Annotated in this window: 20 protein-coding genes and 3 pseudogenes; 12 read left to right on the forward strand and 11 right to left on the reverse strand. The window is 46.0% G+C overall.

Annotation, left to right across the window (positions count from 1 at the left end; all coding sequences use genetic code 11):
- Window positions 1–202 precede the first annotated feature (202 nt).
- Window positions 203–1,672, reverse strand: coding sequence for an ankyrin repeat domain-containing protein (locus tag RIG66_RS20750; protein WP_446380640.1), 1,470 nt, complete (start codon window positions 1,670–1,672; stop codon window positions 203–205).
- A gap of 130 nt (window positions 1,673–1,802) precedes the next feature.
- On the opposite strand from RIG66_RS20750, the gene RIG66_RS20755 reads away from it, so the two are divergent.
- The 7 genes and pseudogenes from RIG66_RS20755 to RIG66_RS20785 all read left to right on the forward strand — a co-directional run bounded on the left by RIG66_RS20755 (window position 1,803) and on the right by RIG66_RS20785 (window position 7,925).
- Complete coding sequence (locus tag RIG66_RS20755) at window positions 1,803–2,273, forward strand: DUF4079 domain-containing protein (protein WP_006098591.1); 471 nt, start codon at window positions 1,803–1,805, stop codon at window positions 2,271–2,273.
- Between the two features lie 252 nt (window positions 2,274–2,525).
- Window positions 2,526–3,161 (forward strand): annotated as a pseudogene (locus tag RIG66_RS20760) (aromatic ring-hydroxylating dioxygenase subunit alpha); the annotation flags it as partial.
- A 93-nt stretch (window positions 3,162–3,254) separates the two neighbouring features.
- Entirely contained in the window at window positions 3,255–3,794 is a 540-nt protein-coding gene (locus RIG66_RS20765) for an IS607 family transposase (RefSeq protein WP_446380641.1), read from the forward strand.
- Window positions 3,778–4,881, forward strand: a complete 1,104-nt coding sequence (locus RIG66_RS20770) for an RNA-guided endonuclease InsQ/TnpB family protein (RefSeq protein WP_446380669.1) — start codon at window positions 3,778–3,780, stop codon at window positions 4,879–4,881. Before RIG66_RS20765 ends, RIG66_RS20770 begins: the two co-directional genes overlap by 17 nt.
- Window positions 4,882–4,893: 12 nt before the next feature.
- Window positions 4,894–5,336 (forward strand): annotated as a pseudogene (locus RIG66_RS20775) (Rieske 2Fe-2S domain-containing protein); the annotation flags it as partial.
- Between the two features lie 320 nt (window positions 5,337–5,656).
- Window positions 5,657–6,142: a sterol desaturase family protein gene (locus RIG66_RS20780; protein WP_446380642.1), complete on the forward strand. Its 486-nt coding sequence runs from the start codon at window positions 5,657–5,659 to the stop codon at window positions 6,140–6,142.
- Between the two features lie 187 nt (window positions 6,143–6,329).
- Window positions 6,330–7,925, forward strand: coding sequence for a PEP-CTERM sorting domain-containing protein (locus RIG66_RS20785; RefSeq protein WP_446380643.1), 1,596 nt, complete (start codon window positions 6,330–6,332; stop codon window positions 7,923–7,925).
- Between the two features lie 134 nt (window positions 7,926–8,059).
- Here RIG66_RS20785 and RIG66_RS20790 read toward each other — a convergent pair whose 3' ends face one another.
- Window positions 8,060–11,014, reverse strand: a complete 2,955-nt coding sequence (locus RIG66_RS20790; RefSeq protein WP_446380644.1) for a GAF domain-containing sensor histidine kinase — start codon at window positions 11,012–11,014, stop codon at window positions 8,060–8,062.
- 503 nt (window positions 11,015–11,517) lie between these two features.
- Between RIG66_RS20790 and RIG66_RS20795 the strand changes: the two genes are divergently transcribed.
- Window positions 11,518–12,420: an alpha/beta fold hydrolase gene (locus RIG66_RS20795; RefSeq protein ID WP_446380645.1), complete on the forward strand. Its 903-nt coding sequence runs from the start codon at window positions 11,518–11,520 to the stop codon at window positions 12,418–12,420.
- Between the two features lie 47 nt (window positions 12,421–12,467).
- Here the strand turns inward: RIG66_RS20795 and RIG66_RS20800 are convergent, their stop codons facing one another.
- Window positions 12,468–12,935, reverse strand: coding sequence for a CYTH domain-containing protein (locus RIG66_RS20800; RefSeq protein WP_446380646.1), 468 nt, complete (start codon window positions 12,933–12,935; stop codon window positions 12,468–12,470).
- A gap of 67 nt (window positions 12,936–13,002) precedes the next feature.
- Between RIG66_RS20800 and dhiT the strand changes: the two genes are divergently transcribed.
- Both dhiT and RIG66_RS20810 read left to right on the forward strand, forming a co-directional pair.
- Window positions 13,003–13,251: a type II toxin-antitoxin system toxin DhiT gene (dhiT, locus tag RIG66_RS20805; RefSeq protein WP_006098319.1), complete on the forward strand. Its 249-nt coding sequence runs from the start codon at window positions 13,003–13,005 to the stop codon at window positions 13,249–13,251.
- Between the two features lie 16 nt (window positions 13,252–13,267).
- Window positions 13,268–13,564: a DUF2442 domain-containing protein gene (locus tag RIG66_RS20810; RefSeq protein WP_446342465.1), complete on the forward strand. Its 297-nt coding sequence runs from the start codon at window positions 13,268–13,270 to the stop codon at window positions 13,562–13,564.
- 141 nt (window positions 13,565–13,705) lie between these two features.
- Here the strand turns inward: RIG66_RS20810 and RIG66_RS20815 are convergent, their stop codons facing one another.
- From RIG66_RS20815 to RIG66_RS20835, 5 genes are all read right to left on the reverse strand, one after another.
- The gene (locus tag RIG66_RS20815) at window positions 13,706–14,065 is read right to left on the reverse strand and encodes a hypothetical protein (protein WP_446380647.1); all 360 of its coding nucleotides are present in this window, start codon (window positions 14,063–14,065) and stop codon (window positions 13,706–13,708) included.
- A 4-nt stretch (window positions 14,066–14,069) separates the two neighbouring features.
- Window positions 14,070–14,603, reverse strand: a complete 534-nt coding sequence (locus RIG66_RS20820; protein ID WP_446380648.1) for a Uma2 family endonuclease — start codon at window positions 14,601–14,603, stop codon at window positions 14,070–14,072.
- Window positions 14,604–14,755: 152 nt separating this feature from the next.
- Window positions 14,756–16,291 (reverse strand): site-2 protease family protein, encoded by a 1,536-nt coding sequence (locus tag RIG66_RS20825; RefSeq protein ID WP_446380649.1) that lies wholly within the window; start codon window positions 16,289–16,291, stop codon window positions 14,756–14,758.
- Between the two features lie 82 nt (window positions 16,292–16,373).
- The gene (gene murQ, locus RIG66_RS20830; protein ID WP_446380650.1) at window positions 16,374–17,297 is read right to left on the reverse strand and encodes an N-acetylmuramic acid 6-phosphate etherase; all 924 of its coding nucleotides are present in this window, start codon (window positions 17,295–17,297) and stop codon (window positions 16,374–16,376) included.
- On the reverse strand, window positions 17,297–17,671 hold the full coding sequence (locus RIG66_RS20835; protein WP_446380651.1) for a DUF3110 domain-containing protein: 375 nt from the start codon (window positions 17,669–17,671) through the stop codon (window positions 17,297–17,299). Before RIG66_RS20835 ends, murQ begins: the two co-directional genes overlap by 1 nt.
- Window positions 17,672–17,852: 181 nt before the next feature.
- Between RIG66_RS20835 and RIG66_RS20840 the strand changes: the two are divergent.
- Window positions 17,853–19,153: pseudogene (locus RIG66_RS20840) on the forward strand (RNA-guided endonuclease InsQ/TnpB family protein).
- A gap of 148 nt (window positions 19,154–19,301) precedes the next feature.
- Here RIG66_RS20840 and RIG66_RS20845 read toward each other — a convergent pair.
- Window positions 19,302–20,006 carry a M15 family metallopeptidase gene (locus tag RIG66_RS20845; RefSeq protein ID WP_446380652.1) on the reverse strand — a complete coding sequence of 235 codons (705 nt, stop codon included), beginning with the start codon at window positions 20,004–20,006 and terminating at the stop codon, window positions 19,302–19,304.
- Window positions 20,007–20,554: 548 nt separating this feature from the next.
- Window positions 20,555–20,809: a membrane protein insertion efficiency factor YidD gene (gene yidD / locus RIG66_RS20850; RefSeq protein ID WP_446380653.1), complete on the reverse strand. Its 255-nt coding sequence runs from the start codon at window positions 20,807–20,809 to the stop codon at window positions 20,555–20,557.
- A gap of 49 nt (window positions 20,810–20,858) precedes the next feature.
- Here yidD and RIG66_RS20855 point away from each other — a divergent pair, with 49 nt between their 5' ends.
- On the forward strand, window positions 20,859–21,566 hold the full coding sequence (locus RIG66_RS20855) for a diacylglycerol/polyprenol kinase family protein (protein ID WP_446380670.1): 708 nt from the start codon (window positions 20,859–20,861) through the stop codon (window positions 21,564–21,566).
- A 217-nt stretch (window positions 21,567–21,783) separates the two neighbouring features.
- Here RIG66_RS20855 and RIG66_RS20860 read toward each other — a convergent pair whose 3' ends face one another.
- Complete coding sequence (locus RIG66_RS20860; RefSeq protein WP_446380654.1) at window positions 21,784–23,049, reverse strand: RNA-guided endonuclease InsQ/TnpB family protein; 1,266 nt, start codon at window positions 23,047–23,049, stop codon at window positions 21,784–21,786.
- Between the last annotated feature and the right edge of the window lie 55 nt (window positions 23,050–23,104).

Here is a 23,104-nt window from a genome sequence, read left to right on the forward strand (position 1 = left end):
TTTCGCCTCCAACAGACAATTCCATCCTGACACCCGACACCCGACACCCGACACCCGACACCCGACACCCGACACCCGACACCCTTGCTCAACCGAGCTTTCACCTTAAGTTGACACCAATGTCCCTAAACCCGCCCCTACTCTCCCCCATCTCCCCTATCTCCCCTATCTCCCCCATCTCCCCCATCTCCCCTATCCCTTTTTACTCCGCCGCCCCTGCAGCTTTGAGAATCCCCACGACTTCTGGATACCCATTAAATTCAGCAATCATCATCGCCGTATAGCCCCCCCGATTTTTGAGGGTGACATCCGCACCTGCGTCTAATAAACATTTCACGGCGGGAATATAACCCCGATGGGCTGCCCACATTAAGGCTGTCGCCCCCGCACTATCTCGCTGATTCACATCAACCCCGGCTGCTAATAATGAGCGTATCAGTTCACTATCCCCTTGATCAGCCACCTTCATTAACAGGGTTTTCCCTTTTATATCGGTCAGATTGGCATTTGCCCCCGCTTTGAGCAATACTGTTACCGTTTCGGGATATCCCTGAGATAGGGCAAGGGTAAGTGGGGTTTCACCTTGGTTGGTGGCATTTACGTCAGCGCCATGTTGCACTAGCGCGATCGCAATCTCTGTGTGACCATGTAAAGCAGCTAGCATCAGTGGGGTGTCACCGAGCTTATTTTTCAGGTGTACGTTAGCATTACGCTGGAGTAACGTCTCCACAACCGTCGTATGCCCTTCTACCGAGGCTAAATGTAAGGCTGTCTCCCCATCCGCATCCTGGAGATTAATCTCTGCCCCTGCCTCCAGTAATGCCCGCACAATGTCACAATGACCCCCGGCTGCTGCCGCCATTAGCGCCGTTCCCCCCCTGGGATTGTGGTGATTTACATCCGCACCCGCCGCGACTAACGTCTGAACCACTAACGTATGCCCTTGATCCGCCGCTAACGTCAGCGCGGTTTCACCATCCTCATCTGGCAAATTGACATCAGCACCATGCGCCAACAATGACTGAATAATCGGTAAATAGCCTAACTCCGCCGCCTGGATGAGTGCGGTTCTGCCATCAAGGTTGCGAGTATTGGCATCAAACCCACCCTCCAGCAATCGGTTCACCATCTGAATATGACCCTCACTCGCCGCTAGCAGCAATGCCTCTGAACTGAGTGTGCCATCTGCCCCAGCTTCGAGTAAGAGGTTGACAATTTGAACATGACCACTTTCCGCCGCTAGCTTCAGGGCGTTATCGTTATCTTTATCTTGGATATTGACATCAGCACCTGCTGCTAATAACCGTTGCACCAGTGTGAGATGACCTTTATGTGCCGCCACCATCAGCGCCGTGCTACCATCTTCATTCTTGGCGTTAACATCAGCACCTGCGGCAATTAGCGTTTCCACTGCATCCACCTGATTCGCGGCGACGGCTAGCATGAGTGCGGTTAAATTGTACCGTTTTCGCGGCAGGTTAACCTTAGCACCTGCGGCAATGAGCGATCGCACGATTTCGGTATAACCTCGTTGAGCGGCGATCATCAATGCCGTTGTGCCATCGCCATCGGTTGCATCGATATTCACCCCCTGACTCAGTAGGGCTTGGATTTGGGTCAAGTTACCACTTTGGGCGGCTTTCAGCAGTAAGCCATCAGTGTTTTGGATCATCGCTGTTGTCTAATTGCAGGGGAAATCTACCTCTTGGGAGGGAAGCCAGTTTCGTTATCAGACTTTAGACGAAACCGCAGCTATGCTATGTTAACTTTTGTCACTATATTAAAACTGCTCCAATAAGCTTATGAACTTCGACATCCCAGAACCGATTAAAGTTTACTCCCAATTCTTTCACCCTATAGTGATGTGGCTCTTGCTGGCAACTGCTATTTATGCCCTGTATCTGGGGATCAAAATTCAACAGACGAGAACGGCAGAAGGTGAACTCCGAAAAGAGCTAGTCAAGGGCAAATACAATATCAAACACCATCAAATTGGCTCAGCACTGTTAGCCTTTATGGTGATTAGCACTGTCGGGGCAATGGCGGTAACTTATATCAACAACGGCAAGTTGTTTTTCGGTCCCCACTTGCTGGTTGGCTTAAGTATGACTGCTATCATTGCCACCTCAGCCTCTCTGACACCCTTTATGCAAAAAGGGCATAATTGGGCGCGTTATAGCCATATCGCTCTAAATGCAGGGCTTTTAGGACTGTTTGGCTGGCAAGCGGTGACGGGAATGCAGATTGTGCAGAAGATTATCAGCAAAATGTAATATAGCGCTACGCGCCAGGGAATAGGCAATAGGCAATAGGCAATAGCGTCCGAGTTAAACTGCCTTGGGTTCAAACCCAAGGAACCAAAAGCAAAAGTCAGCTAAAGCTGACTGACTCTGAGTTTTTGTCCACTAAGCATGAACTTGCGCTTTTAGCAACACATTTATTTTCTGGCGTCCGAGTTACCAACATTCGACTTAAGACAGCAATACCATAAAACATGGAGCCTTTAATTACCTGTCGCCTAACTCATGACCAATTCCTTCGATCACACAGAAGCCTGGTATCCTGTTCATTACCTTAAGGATTTAGATCAGTCTCAACCCACGCAATTCACGCTACTGGGTCGAGATTTAGTGATTTGGTGGGACAAAGTTGCTGATCGCTGGCGTGTCTTTGACGATCAATGCCCTCATCGACTTGCTCCCCTATCACAAGGTAGGATTGCTGAAGATGGGCTGCTGGAATGTCCTTATCATGGTTGGGCATTCACCGGAGAAGGAACGTGCGATCGCATTCCGCAACAAACCGAAGACAGTAGCGCCCAAACCTCTCAACGTGCCTGTGTCGCCGCTTTACCCACGACTGAATGTCAAGGGCTATTATTTGTTTATCCCGGCAACCCAGAAAACGCGCCCAATGTCAAGGTTCCTATCGTCGAACCCTTAAAGGATTCCCCAGAGGGATGGGTTTGTATCGACACGTTTCGGGACTTACCCTACGATGCCTTAACATTGCTGGAAAACGTGCTAGATGTAAGCCACGTTCCCTTTACCCATCATCGCTCGGTGAGCGATCGCGCCTACGCCAGTCCGGTTGAACTAGAGGTTACGGAATCGGGGGAACAGGGGTTTAAAGGGGTTTGGGAACAAAGACCCCGTAAAGGTTGATAACAGATAGCTAGTATGATACTATATGCTCATATTAGATTACATTTACTCACATGGGCTATATTCCTTTGAGAGAAGCCGTCAAGCGACTTGGATTACATAAAAATACGAAGCAGGAAGTACGCAGATAATGGCATCATTCCCTCTATACGCAATCCAGCCGGACAAAGGCTTTTTGATGTCGAAGCCTATCTGGGAACAAGTGTTGGAAGTGCCACTGTTTGTTATTGTCGAGTCTCCAGTAACAAACAACGAGACGACCTGGCCCGACAAGTCGCCTATATGCAATCTCTCTACCCACAAGCCGAAATCGTCAAAGACATCGGCTCAGGACTTAACCTCAAAAGGAAAGGATTGCGTTCCTTACTGGACAGACTTCTTAGAGGGGATAAGCTCACAATTGTTGTTGCCTGTAAAGACCGATTGTGCCGATTTGGATTCGAGCTTATACAGTACCTGGTCGAGCAAAACGGTGGAAGCATCGTGGTTCAAGGGGAAGGTGTACACTGTCCACAGTCAGAACTTACCCAGGATATACTCTCCATCGTCCACGTCAACTCTAGTCGAATGCAGGACTGGAGAAAGTACGGTAAGAAAATCAAAGAAGATCCGAATCTACCTAAACCCTGAGCAGAGAAACCTGGTCAAAAGATGGATGGGAGTATCAAGGTTTGTTTTCAATCGAACCGTTGAATACTTGCAGCAACCTGACACTAAGGCTAACTGGAAAGCGATTAAAGGGGACATATTAAACACCTTGCCGGAATGGTGTAAAAAAGTCCCCTATCAAATTAAATCAATAGCAATCAAGGATACTTGCACCGCCGTAAGAGAAGCCAAGAATAAATATAAGAAAACGGGACAAATCCAGAAAGTCAAGTTTCGTTCTCGCAAAGACAGAATTCAGTCTTGTTATATTCCTAAATCAGCCGTAACTGACTTGGGAATATATCACACAATATTGGGTAAAATACGCTACACAGAACAGTTGCCCGACAATATTGGGGATTGCCGATTAGTGTTCCATCACTCTCAACACTACATCTGCATTCCCCATGACGTGCCACGACAATTGTCCGAGAACCAAGGACGTGTCGTGGCGCTAGACCCTGGCGTTCGGTCGTTCCTGACTCTGTTCACTGAAGATAGTTTTGGCTGGATAGGGACGGGAGATATTGGACGCATCCAACGACTCTGTTACTACCTCGATGATTTAATTTCTCGTACAACTAAAGTCAAAACCAAGCAGCGTCGGAGACTTAAAAAAGCGGCTGACCGATTAAGGCTGAGAATTCGCCATTTAATTGATGAGATGCATCACAAAGTTGCTCGGTTTTTAGTCGATAACTTTGATGTAATTTTGCTACCAACATTTGATGTATCTCAGATGGTGGTCAAATCCACAAGAAAACTCAGATCTAAATCAGTCAGACAAATGTTGTCCTGGGCGCATTACCGCTTTGAAAGGTTCTTGAAGCACAAGGCGTTTGAGACGGGCAAAGTCGTACTTGATTGCAATGAAGCCTACACCAGTAAAACCGTAAGCTGGACAGGTGAAATCATTTCTAATCTTGGTGGAAAAAAAGTCATTGTTGGTGGTGATGGATTTCGGATGGACAGGGACATTAACGGCGCCCGTGGGATTTTCCTACGGGCTTTGGGAGATATCCCCTCTCTAAGAGCTTGTCTGTTAGAGTGTATTGTTAGCGAATGTTAGCAAAATTATATCGGAACCCTAGGACGCCAAGACACCACATTTATTGCCCCCACATTAATGTGGCATGACCTCACCTCGAAACAATTTGGCAGAACTATGACGGTGGTGTACGCAACGCCGATTCGCAAGGGAGAATGTCGCCTATTTGCTCGCTACCTCCGCGATTATCACAGGAGACTTTACTAGACCGCTATCATTCTCATACGGTTAAGTGTAAAAGTTGTAGCACTGCCTTAGCGAGAATTCGCCAGATTCGGAGAGGTGTTGTTGTCCTAGGGGCAATGGCTTGGGCGATTATCCCATTATTGGCACTATTTTTTGACAAAACAGCAACAATAGCCGCCATTATCTCTACTGGAGTCGCGTTAATTGCTGGCTTCGGCTGGTTCGGATTGAGTCGGTTGGAACGGCGGTTTTACGAAGGGCGAACGATTCCACCTCGTAATCTGCCATAGCACAGGGGTAGGGGAGATGGGGAAGCTGGGGAAGCTGGGGAAGCTGGGGAAGCTGGGGAAGCTGGGGGAGAGTAGGGGCGGGTTTACGGACTAATATTGGTTGTTTCCTTAGCGTGGCTGCAAAACCCGCCCCTACACACAGGGCGGGTTTTACCATTAACATTTGCTTGTCACCCTGATATAACTAAACCCGCCCCGATTAGAGTGCTTTTCGGGAAGCGAGTAGAACAAAAGACAAAAGACAAATGACAAATGACGGATAATATACTGATAAGCAAATTGTCGCTCAATGAATTAGTCGAACGTGTGAGGAAAAAGAGTTGATTAGCCCAATCATCTGTTTTGTTCTGGCATTTGTCCTCGCTTCCTTCGTGGAGTACTGGATGCATCGCTTGATGCACGCGAATGCCCGCATTGGTGAACGTCACCGGGATCATCACCGCCGCAACGAAGGACAGGGAGTGCTGTGGGAGTTCCGGGATTATGTGCGGGGTAGCTTTATTGTCATGTGCCTCCTATTTTTCTATTCGTGGCAAGTTGGACTCGGTTGGTTCCTGGGTGGACTTTTTTATGCTGCCTTTTCTGCCTATGCTCATCAGCTACAGCACGAAAATCCAAGACGGTGCTTCTGGATGAAAATGCCGATTCACTATGTCCACCATAAATATCAAATGTGGCATCATAATTTTGGTTTAGCTGTCGATTGGTGGGATCGGGTTTTCGGGACGTATAAGTCTGTGGAATGGCTAACCGATAAGGAATTGCAGCAACCTGAACGTGGGTATTTACAATTGCGCTGGTGGTAGATACTGGGAGATGGGGGAGTTCCAGACCTAGTCGGCTACGTCTCTACGTCGTGATCGCCAAGCTACCCCAAAAGCATAAGTATCTGGTATTACATCATGAAGTGCCGAATGTGTGCTATAGACTTGTCATTAACAAAAAAATAGTCAGGATATGAAGAACATCCATAAAACTTTTGCTTCAGTAGCTATGGCTACAACAGCTACCCTGGGTATTTCAATCCGTGCAGAAGCCTCAAGACTCAATATTGGCTTAAATTTCACAGGTAGTACATTTTTAGAGGATAGTTTCTTTATCCCACCTGATACCATGGGTGGAGTTGGTTCAGAGCATATCGTTGAACTGATTAATGGACGATATTCAGTCTACGAAAAAACCACAGGTACGCCGGTTCAGACGAGTTCGCTCAACCAGTTCTGGAGTGATGCTGGAGTTAGTTTTAGTAGCTTCGCCTTTGATCCTCGAGTGCTATATGATCCCTTCAGTGAACGGTGGTTCGCCACATCTGTGGACAATCCTGGGAGCGACAACAACTTTTTGCTAGCTGTATCAAACGCTTCAGATCCAACAGCGGGTTGGACGGGATTTGCGCTTGATAGCGACTCAACCAACCAGCGCTGGGCAGATTTTCCGACTTTGGGATTTGACCAAGACGGAGTTTATGTCTCGGCAAATATGTTTCCCATTTCCGGTCGTGGCGCTGGTGGTGTTACCACGACGACTGTTGCTGTTCCAAAGAACGACTTGTTGGCGGCAACACCAACAGCTACTATGGCAACGGAGTTCGGGAGCGTAAATGCCGATTCCACAGCAGCTCCTGTAGACGTCGGCGGGGTTCTCAATCCCACTACGCTGGAGAACGAGCCATTGGTAGCAACACCAACCGTTACAGTTGCTCAAGAAGCGACATCGACAGCCATTAATGCAACGATATTTGAAAACGTTTCTCCCTTCGAGACAGGATTTACCCTGCAACCCGTTGTCGATTTAGACAACACAGGATTACCAGTTGCTTTGTTATCCGCCTTCAATACCCCAGCAGGCTTTTTCAAGCGCTCGAACATTACTGGAGATATCACCTCTCCCACACTTGATACCTCAGACGGTTTCATCCCCATCACCCCATTCGGTTTTCCACCCAATGCCAACCAACCAGGTTCCAAACCTGATCTTGATTCGGGCGATAACCGCTTCAGCTCAAATATAATCTTGCACAATGGAGCATTCTGGGGTGTGCAAACTGTAAACAACGCGGGACGCGCAGCGCTTCGCTGGTTCCAGATTGATGCAACGACTAACTTACTCCTTCAAGAAGGTCTCATTGCTGATCCAAATCTTGATTTCTACTACGGCTCTATTGCTGTCAACGATTTTAATGATGTTGTGATTGGTTTCAGCGGATCGAGTGAAAACCAATTCGTTAGCAGCTATGCCGCCCTAGGTCAAACGGTTGGTGGAGTTACAACCTTTGACACTCCAATGCTACTCAAAGAAGGAGTTGCTGATTACCAGAGACTTGATGGCATCGGTCGCAACCGTTGGGGGGATTACAGCGCGACAGTTATTGATCCGACCGATCCCTTTACCTTTTGGACATTTCAGGAGTTTGTTTCGGCTGAAGACCAATGGTCTACGCAGATTACTGAACTGAAAATTGCCCGTGCCACCGTCCCAGAACCTGCTTCTGTATTTGGTGTATTAACGTTTGCTGGTTTGGGTGCTGCTTCGCTGAAGCGCAAAAACAAAAATTCGGCTCAGGCTGAAAGGGTGACAAGTTCCGAGTAGAGACGCGCCATGGCGCGTCTCTACTCGGTCGGGGCGGGCGTCAGTCTTATCCTTTATGAAGTAAGAAACGATAATAATGAAACCCGCCCCTACAGAAAACCAGACCCCTTGAGTAAGCGCGTTGGGTCAAAATATCATCTCTTCCCCAACGGAATTTTTACGATAAATTTGGTGCCTTGTCCCGGAGTCGAAATGCAATAAATTTGCCCTTGGTGTTTTTCGACGACAATCTGATGGCTAATCGATAATCCTAACCCTGTACCACTACCCACAGGCTTAGTGGTGAAAAATGGGTCAAATATTTTCGGCATAATATCTTCGTTGATACCCGAACCATTGTCGGCAATTCGGATAACAATAAAGTCAGTTGTCGCTCTTACATCATCCGTGGTTGGTTGTTTGCTGCCAGTTTCTACTTCAGTAGAGATAGTAATTATTCGTGGTGACGGTTGATCCTCCAAAGCATCGATCGCATTATTCAGGATATTCATAAATACCTGATTTAACTGACTGGCATAACAGGTAACTAATGGGAGTTGATCATAGTGTTTGATTACCTGAATCCCTTGGGCATTACCCGCTGCCTTGAATCGATGCTGTAAAATTAAAAGGGTATTGTCAATCCCTTCATGAATATCAACTTTCTTGATTTCTTTTTCATCTAAGCGGGAGAAGTTTCTTAACGATAGAACAATGGCACGGATGCGATCAGTGCCAATTTGCATGGATTTGAGCAAATTTTGCCAATCGTCGAGCAGAAATTCTAGATCAATTTCTTCAATCAGTTGTTGAAGTTCTGATGTGGGAGTGGGATAGGTCTTTTGATAAGTTTGAATCAAACGAACTAAATCTTGAACATATTCCTTAGCAGGAGTCAAATTACCATAAATAAAACTAACCGGATTGTTGATTTCGTGTGCAACACCTGCCACCATTTGTCCCAGACTGGACATTTTTTCGCTATGAACCAATTGGGCTTGGGTGCGTTTGAGTTGATTTAAAGTGAGTTCTAGATCTAACGCTTGTTCCTGAGTTTTCTGTAATAATTGTGCTTGCTGCACAGCGACGCCAAACTGGGTGGCTATTTGCACCACGACACTGATTTCCGATTTTCGCCAAGCGCGAGGACTGGAATTTTGATAGGTGGCGAGTAATCCCCAAAGTTTTTTACCACAAAATATGGGAGCAATAATGTAGGATCGGGCTTGGAATTGTTCAAGGAGTTTGATATAACAGTCCGTAAATCCAGCGTTATAAATATCTTCGACGACTCGATAACTTGCACCTTGGCTGTAAGCACCGCCTCGCGTTTCTTTTAGATAGGTATCCTGTAGCGAGTTATCGGATTGGAGATTGGTACTGTTAGGGTTTGGACAAGAATAAGGCGGGTAAAGTTGGGGATGGAAACTTGAAATCGAGAGGTTTTCTGAGCCATCCAAGGTTTTAAGGGTACAACGTTCTTCTTCTAAAGCATCGGCTTTGAGATCAGGGTTATTTTGCTGTTCAAGGGTTAACGTCACCCAACCCTCCGCCACAGACTCGGCGACAAACTCGCCACTCCAATCCGGATTGAACCGATAGATGGCGACGCGATCGCAGTTCAAGACATGGCGCAATTCTTCTGTTGTCGCTGTGAATATCTTGTCAATATCCAGGGTTTGACGCATCCGTTGCAAGACTGTCGCGATCGCCCTCTCTCGCACCGCACTCTCCCATAAGGCTTCTTCTGTGCGTTTGCGTTCAATGGCTGTGGCAATGATATTGGCAATCGCTTGCAAAAAGTAAATATCATCATCGGTGAATTGGCGTTTTTGGGTGGTATGAACCGCTAATACGCCAAAGGGTTGATTTTGACCGGGAATTCTCGTACTCATCCCACTGACAATCCCATTATCCTGGAGTAAAAATGAACCCTGAAATCGTGTCTCTGTGGGTAAGTCGGTGACAATAATCGGTTCCCAACAGACCAAACTATAACCGAATTGAGATTCTTTTCCAGCACTCACTGTAGCTTGACCCACTAATCCCGCTTGCCAACCGAATCCGGCGACAAGAAGCAATTCCTTGCCATTGGGTAAACGTTCCAGAATTTGGCAATAGTCTACATTCAACGTTTGGGAAACTAGAGTGACTGTCCACTCCATTAAAATGGATAAATCTGCCTCAATTAATGCCTCTTGACCCAGTTGTGCGATCGCGGCGTCTTGGCGTTGGCGAATCCGTAGCGCTGCTTCGGCTTGTTTTCGTGGGGTAATATCGGTCACCCGTACCAGATGCATTGGCTGACCTGCCACATCAATTTGCCGAATGGCTAAGTTACCCCAAAATACCTTACCTTTTTTACTGACATATTCTAACTCTTGTTGCCAAAAGCCGTAGCGTTTAACCTGATTGGCGATAGAACGCAGTTCTCCGGTTGTAAATCTTTTTTTTTGGAGAAGATGCCCCTCGGTATTGAGTAATTCTTGCTTACTTTGGGCTTCAAAGAGTTCCACAGCACGGCGATTGCAATCGGAAATTACCAGAGTTCCTGCATTGACCAGAAAAATGCCATCAGCCGATTCATTAAATATCGATTCAAATAAGTCCTTAGTACGAGCATTTTCTTGGACTGTGCTAAACGACTGGGAGGTTGACTTCCTTAGCCAACGTGTGATCAAAATGATCATCCATGTCGTGGTCACGAATAGTCCTAGACATAAACTAATCGTCGTGCGCGTGTTAATAGCGTTATGCTGGAAAAATTTGTTGGTTTTAGCTAAAATTACATGACTAGAGGAATTGCCGATAAAATTTATAATGTTCGAGTTGACTGGATCGGGTTGTATAGCTGGTCGATTGGGTAAACTGATTGGACTCAGATGAGAAGTCGCTGATTCAGGGGCGAGGGATGGCTGAACGCGATCGCTAATTTCGTAAGCTAATTGAGAAGCTACCCCATGGAAAGCTTGTCCATTGCTGAACGTCAAATATCCCACTGACCCTACTATTGCGGCAATTGGCACAACAAAGAGGATAATCAGGATGCTTCCCAGGGACGTTTGCCTCAACTCCTGGGCAATCAGATGGTATATTGTTTTGATATACATAGGAGGTGCATAGATAATCAAAACCCTACTTCAGACTAACATCCCTTAGAGTGTCAGTTCGTATTCAGGATTGCTGTAGCCATTAGCACCAGACAGGCTAACAGAGTAAGTAGGTAGGGATAATTAAAGTTAACGGTGGAGATTGTCATACTCGCTTTCCTTGAGAAGCCAGCTACATCTTATGTAAGGGTTTGAGACGTGTTGACAAAATTCAATCTAGTTAAGTTTATTTCTACCAACCTATTTATTTGAATCAAAGGTATTTTAGTAAACCACTGTAATTTTATCCTCGATAAATTTTAAGTTTTACTTTTATGATAGTTATTGTAGTCGCCATAGCTGTTAGGATACATCCGCACCATTGTAGAGACGTTGCATGCAACATCTCTACTTGGACTTCTACCGATGAATGCAAAATTGAACAAGACTTGATATAATTTCCAATATTTGTTCCTAAACCCGCCCATTGAGCCTACTGTTGGGTCGAAACTCACTTTCACTTCATGTTTGCCAATTTCCTTCCCGCCCAAATCCAGCAGCTTACTGAGTCTACCTCAATTGCCCTTGCCCAGGCGATCGCACGCCAAGATATTCTCACACCCCTGAACCCCCAATCCATTGCCACAACTTATGTTCACCAGGGAAAAGGGGGAACACCCATCCTGTTATTACATGGCTTTGATAGTTCCATCTTTGAATTCCGCCGCCTGTTTCCCAAATTAGCTGCACACCAGGAAACATGGGCGGTAGATTTATTGGGATTTGGCTTTACAGATCGCACATCTGGGATCAAGTTTAGCGCCAGCGCGATCACTACTCATCTTTATTATTTCTGGAAAACCCAAATAGAAGTCCCCGTAATTCTAGTTGGGGCGTCGATGGGAGGGGCGGCGGCGATTGATTTCACCTTAACCTATCCCCAAGCGGTGGAAAAGCTGGTATTGCTGGATAGTGCAGGTTTCACCAGTCCCCCGCCTCTTGGCAAATTCCTGTTTCCCCCCTTGGATTATTGGGCGGTTGAGTTTCTGCGGCGTCCCAAGGTGCGGGAAAATATTAGTAAAAATGCTTATTGTGATCCCAAATTTGTTTCGGTTGATGCTTTACTGTGTGCTGCGCTGCACCTAGAAATGCCGGGATGGCATCAGGCATTAATTTCATTTACCAAAAGTGGCGGATATCCGCCGTTTGGTCAAAAACTTACCCAAATTCAGCAGCCGACGTTGATTTTATGGGGAAAAGATGACCGAATTTTGGGAACAAAATATGCTCACAAGTTTGAAGCGGCTATTTCTAATTCTCAACTAATATGGATTGATGACTGTGGTCATGTCCCGCACCTGGAAAAGCCTGAAATAACGGCAGAATATATACAGCAATTTGGTGAGGCAGGGCGGGTTTTGTTGTGAATTTATTGGTGAATATCTGAATTTAGTCCCTAAACCCGCCCCTACACTTATGACCACTGATTAAAGGGATGCCGAACTAAATTCGCATTGTAATAGTTAGGATCTCCAGTTACTTCTTGACCAATCCAATCCGGTAAATCTAAACCTTGATTTTCTTGCGTTAGTTCTACTTCGGCAAAAATCAATCCTTCATTCTCACCGATAAACTCATCCACCTCCCAGACTAAACCCTGACACTGTATCCGATAGCGTGTCTTTTCAATTAAAGGGCGATCGCACAATGTCTCTAGCATTTCTTGAGCATCTGATCCGGGAATAGGATACTCGTACTCGACTCTAGAAAAATTCTCGGTTTTCCCTTTAATCGTCAGATAGCCCTGATCTCCAACTAAACGCACGCGCACCGTCGTCAGGTTATGAGTAGCAATATAACCTTGACGATAGAGCATTCCTTGACCAAGGGTGCGCCATTGATCGCCTTTCACTAAAAATTTTCGTTCAATTTCGATTGCCATGGCTGCAATGTTACCTCGCAGGCTTTGATAAAATTAGGGTAAGTCAATAATCGTGATTGAATAAATTATGCCAGAGATTGCCCGGTTCTACGGAATTGTGATTAAGGTGTTTTTTGGGGATCACCCTCCGCCTCATTTTCATGCAATCTATGGTGAGTACAATGCCTTAGTGAGCATTGAATCATTGGAAATTATTGAAGGAGATTTACCAAGTCGCGCTCAGAAATTAGTTCTAGAGTGGGCAAATTTATACCAGCAAGATCTTTTACAGATGTGGAATACTCAAGAGTTTCGTAAACTACCTCCTTTAAAGTAGACTAAAAATAGCTAGTATGAAATACCCAAAAATTTGCCAAGCAAAAGCCATTAACGATCACACCTTGGTGATTGAATTTACGAATCAAGAAGTTAAGAAATATGATATTATTCATCTTTTCGGAAATCCTCAGTTTGCTCCACTTCGTAAACCTGCATTTTTCAAGAACTTTAAGGTTGAGCAAGGGGGCTACGGGATTGTGTGGAATGAAGATATCGATCTGAGTGAGTATGAGCTTTGGAAAAATGGCATGACGGTAGTAGAAGGCGAACTCCAAAGTATGGGTGTTTCGCCATTGCACTCCTGTCAATAAATCAAACAAAATGCGATCGCTGTTGGGGTTAGGGATTCGTGGACATCCCATCGGCAATTGAGAAGGTGCGTTACGCTTTTAGCTAACGCACCCTACACGATCAAGCGATCGCACTATTTATACTCATTACAGGAGAGCCTACTATTTAATTTTTTCAACAACTAATTCCAAAATTCCTATATCAGTAAATATTACATTTTTCTGTTCGATTAAGTAATAAGATGATTTGTAAGCTGTTTTCTTGTCTTTGTAGTTTCTTACTTTGAAATGATAACTCCAATTCACAGCAGCTACAGCTTGCAAACTAATTAATTCATTATCTACTGGATCTCTTTTGGGATTAGCTATTAAAATGATTGAATCATCTTTATTCTGTTCAAAGTCTTCATTCGTTGTTTCAGTCAAGCTTTCATACGCCGTTCTCGCTGCCAACCAATCCCCCAACCCCACCAACGCTCTCCCTAACCAGTAATTAGCCGCCGCCGGGTTAAACGGCTTCAATTCCTCACTGTCGCCGAGTCATTGCCATTACAGTATTGACAGTGAGTTCAGGCAAATTACCCAAAGCTGGTAACTTGTCCGATCCTGAGCATACCATCGGCAGGTCATCTCCCTGCCAAACCCATATCTGTTGACGGGTGGGGTCAATTAACCAAGCTAATTGTGTGCCATTGCTCAGACAATGGATAATTTTCTTCTGTAAGTCTAGGGTACTTTGGTCAGGGGAGCGAATTTCAATCAGCCAGTCTGGTGTGCCATCGAACGGTCCATCCTCATCAGGAAGACGCGCGATCGCAATAATGGAAATATCCGGCACGGGTGAGTAGGGAGGCACTAAACAGCGTAACTCTTGAACCGCTTCAAACTCGTCAGTATGACGGTTGATGTAATTAACCAGATTGCGTTGTAGGCGCGAGTGAAACAGAGTCGGCATTGGCTTTTGGATAGCACACCCATTTAGAAACTCCCAAGCCGGAGAAGACTCGATATTGGGTTGAGACAGAAACTCAGCGAGTAGGGTAGTGATGACTGGACTCATGAGCAAAAGGCAGAGGGCAGAAGGTTTATCACTCAGTCAGAGCGGGTTTTGTACAAAGGTTACTATCAATCAATAGCGAAAAGAAAATCCGATTACCCGCCCCTACAAACCAGGTTTACTGAAAGTCGTGAAGGGTCAAAACTCCCCCTACCTTAACTACCAATACCCAAACGCACCGCTAACGCTGGCGTGAAGGGAATCAATGTTGCCACCATTAAAAACAGCGCCACTAAGCCTAAAATTGCTCTCGTATCATCCGGTTCGGTAATTTCATTGAGACTCGGACGTTCCAAAGAACGCTGCAAAAACAAAATGATAATTGCCCAATACAAAATCAATGGATTCGAGGGATTCGCTAATGCCACAATTCCCAAAATAATTAACGTCGCAATCGTCGTGCGGCGAGCCGTTTTGCGTCCATAGATAGCCTGAACAACCCGCCCCCCATCTAACTGTCCGGCTGGCATTAAATTCAACGCACTAATCACTAACCCCAGCCAACCCATAATAGTTAAGGGATGAACATCAACAAGGGGTGCTTGCAGAGAATTTCCCAAAATAATCCGGGCTAACCCACCAACCAAAACCGAACCTTGGAAAAATTGAGCCGGAACCTGAAAGGTACTGCCTTGATGAGACAAAACCAAGCCCAACAGCAGTAGGAAAACAGACGCAATTCCACCCGCCGCCGGTCCAGCTAAGGCAATGTCAAACAAGGCTTTACGGTTAGGAACCAATGATTCAAAACGAGTGATTGCCCCAAAGGAACCAATTTGTAAACTGGGAATAAAAAATGGGAAACTCAGGCGCACCTGATGACGCCGTGCTGCCCACAAATGACCGAGTTCGTGAACTGCCAAAACTGTGCAAATCCCCAAACCTAAGGGCAAGGTTTCCTTCACCCGTTCAGGTGCGGTAAATAAATCAAAATTGAGCAAAAATCCAGCCGCTTCTAAGCTAGTAACAATGGTAGCCACCAGCAACACCCCTGCCAAAATTTTCTGGGGAATCGTGAGCGGTTGCGGATCATTACTACTAGGTAGAACAATCACCACGGGTTTTCCTTCGGGATCTTCAACCAAAAAGAGTCGGTAGCGGTCATCCAACCGTTGTTCTAAACTGGCAGATAAACGGGAATGCACCGCCTCAGGCTCACCGCCACGCAGATTCCCCTTAAATATCACCCCTTCCTGATAGGGAATGGTTTCTGTGGCAAAGAATGTATCGATACCAAAAATTCCCTGGATAGTCTTCAGATCGTCTGGCGAAATGGGTATAACTTCAGTCCCTGCCGGACCACTACTCTCTGGTGATGGGGCGGTTGCTGAGGTGTCTTCTTGCGGCGACACATTTTGACTGTCGTTGGTATCAGATTTCTCATGGAGTAATTGGTTGGCACGCTTCTGCAAGACGGCTTCTTGACCTTCTTCCCGCAACCGTTTGCCGAGGAAAATATAGATCCCGGTTGAAACCACCAATAAAAACAAGATACCAACAATATTCAGATAAATTCCGGCAGCCAATAAGACAAAAAATATCAGCCAGGGAACCGTCAACACGAGGGACTGCAACCAGGCGAGGATGCCGAGTTTGCCGTAAGTTCTGGCACGCCTATATCCCCAACCGATGACGCCAAGGGCGACAAGGAGAAGTAAAACTGTTGCAGTCGTCTCTGATCCGTTGAACATGTTTAATGAAACTTGTAGCAGCAAAAGCCAATAGTTCTACTGTAGCTGAGTGGGGATGCTGCGGAAAGTCGCTGTTAACAAATCAATCACCACTGTTCTGGTAACTGAGTAATGCTTGTCTGAGATTTCCTTGCTGTTGACTCAACAGGCGATCGCAGACTGGGGCATCTTCTCCTGTCCAGTGCATCAGCAGTGCCAGTTTCACCCGGCGTCCGCTGCGTTCGAGTAAAAATCCGGCTTCGTCTCGACTCAGGTCAGTCAGGTCTTGTAGAATTCGTAAGGCACGGTCATGGAGTTTTTTATTGGTGACCGCGACATCGACCATGCGATTACCGTAGACTTTGCCGAGTTGCACCATTACACCTGTAGACAGGATATTCAATGCCATTTTGGTCACAGTTCCGGCTTTTAAGCGTGTCGAACCCGCGAGAATTTCTGGACCAACAAGTAAGCGAATATCTAAATCTACCTCATAACTGACTTGTTCAGCGGGAACACAGGCAAGCAAAATTGTCGTAGCGCCGCGTTGTCGTGCCGCTTGCAACGCCCCGCGTACATAGGGTGTTGTCCCACCTGCGGTAATGCCAACCACCACATCCAATTCCGTCACCTGACGGTGCGCGATCGCGTCACTGCCATCTTCTTCCCGATCTTCCAAGTTTTCTGAACTTCGGATTAACGCCCCGGCGCCGCCAGCGATAACGCCTTGTACCAGTTCGGGATGTGTACAAAAGGTGGGAGGACATTCAGCCGCATCCAGTACCCCTAAGCGTCCGCTAGTCCCTGCACCGACATAAAAGAGACGCCCTCCTTGTTTCAGGGCTTTTGCCGTGCGCTCAATGGCTTGTGCTAGTTGAGTTCTAACGGCAGCGATCGCACGAATCGTTTCCTCATCCTCGCGATTAAACAAATCCACTAACTCTAGCGAGGTAAGCTGGTCGAGATTTTGACTTTGAGGGTTTACCTGTTCCGTTAGCAGATAACCCCGTTCCTCCAACTTTTTCATTACAACAATCCCTCTAGCTGACGGCGAATTCGGTCTAGATCAGACATCTCTGGTTCTTGATTTGGCGTCCCATCAGGTTGCCAGTCTGTTTTTTCCACATTTGTTTCCGGCGGTAATGCCAACATCCCGGTTTCAACGAGTTGGCACTCATAGCCAGCACTTTGGCAGAATTCTTCAATTTCCTCAACCTCCAGCGCTTCCACAGAAGGATTGGGGAAATCTTGGGCTTCCAGCATCCCGCCAAAACGGATGGCGTCATCCTCTGACTCAAACATCAACACCACATTGCGATCGCTGATTTGCAGGGTGTGAATCCCCTCGTTTTCGCTACGAGCATTGAATAAGAGAACATAGACTTGTTTCGGTGCAACCATAACCTGTTCAGATGGGAGTGATCGACAAACAAAAAAATCGTCTTTACAGTATAAGCGATGGTGAAAGCCCCCGCACTTCAGTCGGGGGATGAAACCGAGCAAGTCGTAAAGACAGCGGGATTTATCCCGCAATAATTCCCTCAAGTGATATAATATAAAAATCAACAAGGAGGGAATGTTCTTGTACGGTTGTCAGCAATTACTATTAAATCCAGATCAAGAGCTAGCCGCCGTTCTAGAGTTTATTTGCACCGAAGCGAATAACTTAATGAACTGCGGTATTTATTATGCTCGTCAAGTCTGGTTTAAGTGTCGGCGGATTATCGGCAAATATGACTTAGAAAAAGAGTACAAAAACAACAAACACTTCCAAGCCCTCTACTCTCAAGCAGCTCAACAAGCGCTAAGAACAGTTAGCGAATCTTTCAAATCGTTTGATGGGTTAATGAAGGCGTTCAGAAAAGAAAAAATAGCGGACAATCCTAGATTACCTAAGTATTTAAAGAAGGGCGGTCTTTCTGTTGTTAGTTATCCCAAACAAGCTTTGAAGATTAAAGATGGTCAAATCAGAATACCGCTAGGAACGCTAGTCAAGACATGGTTCAAGATAGCGGATTTCTTCATTCATAAGCCATCTAATCTTGCCTTCAAAGACATCAAAGAGCTGAGAATCCTTCCCCGCAACGGCTGCTTCTATGCTGAGTTTGTCTACCTCCTGCCTTCTATAACAGCAGATGTAGACTCCTCACGGGTACTAGGAATCGACCCCGGACTCAACAACTGGATGACCTGTGTTTCTAATGTAGGAACCAGCTTCATTGTTGATGGACGTAAACTAAAGAGTCTTAATCAGCTCTACAACAAACGGGTGGCAACCATTAAGGTGGGGAAATCTCAAGGATTTTGGAATGAAGAATTAGCCTCTCTTGCAGAAAGGCGCAATAGGCAAGTAAGAGATGCGGTTAACCAAGCCGCTCGTATCGTTATCAACCATTGCCTCCAACATCGAATTGGAACAGTCGTTTTCGGTTGGAATCGACGCCATAAAGATGGGATTGAGTTAGGGAAAAAGACGAACCAGGAGTTTGTTCAAATTCCTACTGCTCGTCTTAAACATAGGATTGAGCAACTGTGTGAGCAATACGGGATTCAGTTTGTAGAAACTGAAGAAAGCTATACCTCTAAAGCTAGTTTTCAAGGGCAATGACCCTCTGCCTGTATTCGGCTCCAAGCCGAAAGGGTGGATGCCGAGCGGGAAGCGAGTAAAACGAGGAATGTACCGCACCAAAAACGGAGAATTTGTCAACGCCGATGCTAACGGGGCTGCCAATATCCTCCGCAAAGTAGAGATACAGCTAGGTCTTGATTGAGCCTTGCGTCAGTAGGGCGTTTTTGACTGCGCCATCCAGGGTTTTCCTCTGGAACTCTAAGAAGATGAAACGGAGGGACGCGGCTTTAGCCCGTCCCGCAGTATCCTCTTAGAATCCCCTGCGTTTTTAACCAGGGGAGAAGTCAACCAGAATATCGGTTTAATACCAAATCCGCTTTAGACCAATACATCTTTTGGTGTGGCGGCATTGGCAAATGAGACGCGAAGCCTACACCATAGCGTTAGCTTGGTGTAGGTAGTTCACTCACCAGCCACTCGACCATAACGAGCGATAAACCTCTGGCTGGGGTTCTGTTGATGGCACAACCACGCCCACATCTGATCGCCGCAGCAGAAGTGCCACCACTCCCCTGGATGACGCTGAAATCCTGCCTTTTGCATGATATCCCGTAACAATTGCCGATGGGCATGATAGGGGAGGTGCAATTCTTGGGCGTAATAATCGGGATGAGAGCGGGGTGAGAGTTCGTCAATCTCCGATCCCATGTCAATCGTCTCATTCTTCTCATTGACGAGCGTAATATCCACGGCTGCACCCGTACTATGAGGTGGTGGGGTTAAGGGATCAGGACTCGGTAATGCCCAAATTTTATACACTTGCTGCCATATTTTCTGGCGTTCTGATTCCGATAGAGTCGCTGGGTTGAGGTTTTGCGATCGCACCACTTCAGCGAATGTATGGTTGACCATAAATTCCTGAACCGCTACAGGACGATAGGCATCAAAAATCAGGATACGCCAACCCGGACATCGCTGTTGCAGGTAATGTTGAGCTGTGATTAATGCCTCTAACACTGTCTGGCGCAAATGGTAGGGCGATGTCTTCCCGTAAGGAGCGCCCAGTTTTTCATAAGGATGAAGGGATTCCACGGCGAACCGTTCCAAGGGTATGGGAACTAGGGGTTCTCCACAGTCTCGAATCGGAATCTGGTAATAGGGTTTCATGGTTCTTGTCCTTGATCATTAGTCCTTTGTTTTCTAGCACCGCCATCAGACTAATGACTCAAAACACGTACAAGAAATCCCCTGACCGTCAGAACAAGCGCTCAGGGGCTAAAGAATACAGTGTTTCCTCTTAGAACATATCCAACTCAAAGAGCGAAATAATCCGTATATTTCCGGAACTTTGCTAGCTAGTTCATTTGTATCACCGTGGAATTACGGAGAAAATTGTGTACTTATGTAAATAAATGTTAATTTAATTAAAGGTAACAGACTGTCAGGGTAAGACCTACAAAGAAAAAGGACTTACGTTTAGACACGGAGATACTGCTTAGATAACTCAATGGCGTAAGTCCTTGATAAGTCGTATGTGCTTAACTACTATTGTGTATTTCTACTTACGTAATTTCCTCAGCAATAGTAATGAATCTTAATACGCGATTTAGCGGATTTATCTCTCTTGGCGAAATCTGTAAAACTCACCTCTACAACTGGGCGGGCGCGAGTTAAGTTATCAGTTTGAGCTAAAACGTTATTGGTAAAACTTGCCCCTACAGATCGGCTCCCCCAGCTCCCCTCTCATCCTTGGGAGTTGCGTCCGGAATCGGATCATAACCCCCCGGATGAAATGGATGACAACGTAAGATGCGCCGCAGTGCTAGGTAACTTCCACGCCAGGGACCAAAGCGTTCAATGGCTTGTAGGGCATAGGTTGAACAGGTTGGATGAAATCGACAGGTTGGCGGAAAGATCGGGGAAATTAAGGTTCTGTAGGCTCGAATCAGCCAAATTAATAAAATTTTCATGATTGTAATAGAGTGTTATCAGACACTCCTCTGTTATTCGGGTTCACTCTTGCTTGACTCATTACCTTGGTTTGAATCAATTCCGGCGTTATGGCTCCACATTAGTATTGTGGCACTGGGGCTAGGTGTGATTGTGCTATCCGCTGAGACAATCCATCGCCGGACTTCTACGAGTTCAGAATTAGCCCGCAAAGTGGTTCACATCGGGACGGGTAATGTGATTTTGGTGGCTTGGTGGTTACAAATTCCCGCCTGGGTGGGTATAGCCGCATCCATCATCGCTAGCGCGATCGCACTTTTGTCGTATTATGTGCCATTTCTGCCCGGTATCAACAGTGTGGGACGTAGAAGTTTTGGTACGTTTTTCTATGCGGTGAGTATGGGCATCCTCATCGCCTGGTTTTGGTCGCCCCATCAATTCCACTATGCTGCTATTGGCATTTTAGTCATGACCTGGGGAGATGGACTAGCGGGATTAATTGGTCAGCGATTTGGGCAGCATAAGTACCAAATCTGGGGGATGACAAAAAGCTGGGAAGGTTCTTTGACAATGACTCTCATCAGCTATGGGGTCAGTTGTTCAATTCTACTTGGGGTTCAGGGTAATATTTGGCAAACGTGGTTACTCCCTATCGCTGTGGCGTTAGGGGCTACCGGTTTAGAAATGTTCTCGAAGTGGGGCATGGATAATCTTACCGTACCTGTAGCTAGTGCTGCTTTAGCGTTTTACCTTCATCAACTGTTTCCCTTAGTCTAAGTTTTGAGTGTGTAGGGGCGGGTTTAAGTCAGTGATATTCGCTTGAAAATAGTCCTGATGGCGGCAATAGCGATACAAGCGATACCCCCTATTTCTAATATCCAGTTCATCCTTAATCCAACCACTTGCCAGCTTATCAAGGCATCAATATGATGAAAGGATGAGGCGCGAATGACAATAAAACAAGAAAGGAACAGTGACATCCTCCCACACCAAATCAGAGATTATGGTGTGGGCTTCCAACATCGCTGTTAGACATTGCTGCCCTGTGCCACTTATCTAGGCTAAACGCCCCCGACAGCCCGACTTGACAGCCAATTTCTTTCCCCCAGAGTCCCTGGGTACTCAATTGCTCATAGCCTCGATTACAAATTTCCTGTGCTGAGGCTATATCTCTATCGACTTCATATTTGCATTCCGGACAACTATGCCATCTATCAGATAGTTCTTTTTTGACTTCGATGCGGCAATTCGGGCAAGTTTGAGATGTTCCTCTATGGTCAACTTCAGCAATGTAAACACCTCGCTGCTTCCCCACATAATCAAGAATATCCCTGAACTGACCAAACCCTGCATCAACTGTATGCTTACCTAAAAACCCTTTTGCCATGGTTCGGAAATCAATATCCTCTAAGAAGATAGTCCCCGCCATGTTGCAGAGTTTATGAGCTAATTTATACTGATAGTCTTTGCGCTTGAATGCAATATGATTATGTAGTCGTTCTACTTTGCTTCTGGCTTTTTCATAGTTCTGGGAACGCTTCTCTTTCTTGGATAACCTGCGTTGTCGCACTTTCAGCCTACGATGCATATCCTTGAAAAATTTACGTCCCGGTTCTACAAAGCCATCACTGGTGCAAGCGTAACTATTCAACCCAACGTCTACCCCGATGAAGTGACCATGTGGTACAGCATCAGGAATAGAAATATCGGATTGAATGCTGATGAGTGCGAACCAACCTACCGCCTTTTTAACTACCCGAACCTGCTTAATTACAAAACCATCAGGGATTGGGCGATGCAGGTTAATTTGGACTTTTCCAAGTTTAGGCAATTTAATCTGCCATCCGGTTAGAGGATTTGTCTTGAATTGAGGAAAAAGTATAGACTTCATCTGTCCATACTTTTTGAACCTTGGAAATCCATAACCCCGATTTCGGAAAAAGTCCCAAGCATCATGTAGCCGCCTAATGGTTATTTGCAATACCTGAGAAGGTACTGCTTTTAGTCTTGGGTAAACTTTTTTAGCTTTGGGCAAATTGTTCTGCTGTTGCTGATATCCGGGAAAAGGATAATCAGCACTCATTATGTATTCTGATTCTAAACTACACCTATCTATCGGACACTTCCTTGAAGCAATCCAATCCTTTAGCTCCCTAAGAGCATAATTATAAACACCTCGACAAGTTTCGAGCCACTCGTTTAGTAGCTCGACTTGTTCGGCGTCAGGATAGATTCGATAAGTGTAATTTAGATTCAGCATGCACTGATTATCGCTTAGTCTACCGCAAGTGGCAAGGTATAGTAGATGCCTTGTT

It is taken from the genome of Coleofasciculus sp. E2-BRE-01 (assembly GCF_040221695.1).
Taxonomy (GTDB): Bacteria; Cyanobacteriota; Cyanobacteriia; order Cyanobacteriales; family Coleofasciculaceae; genus Coleofasciculus.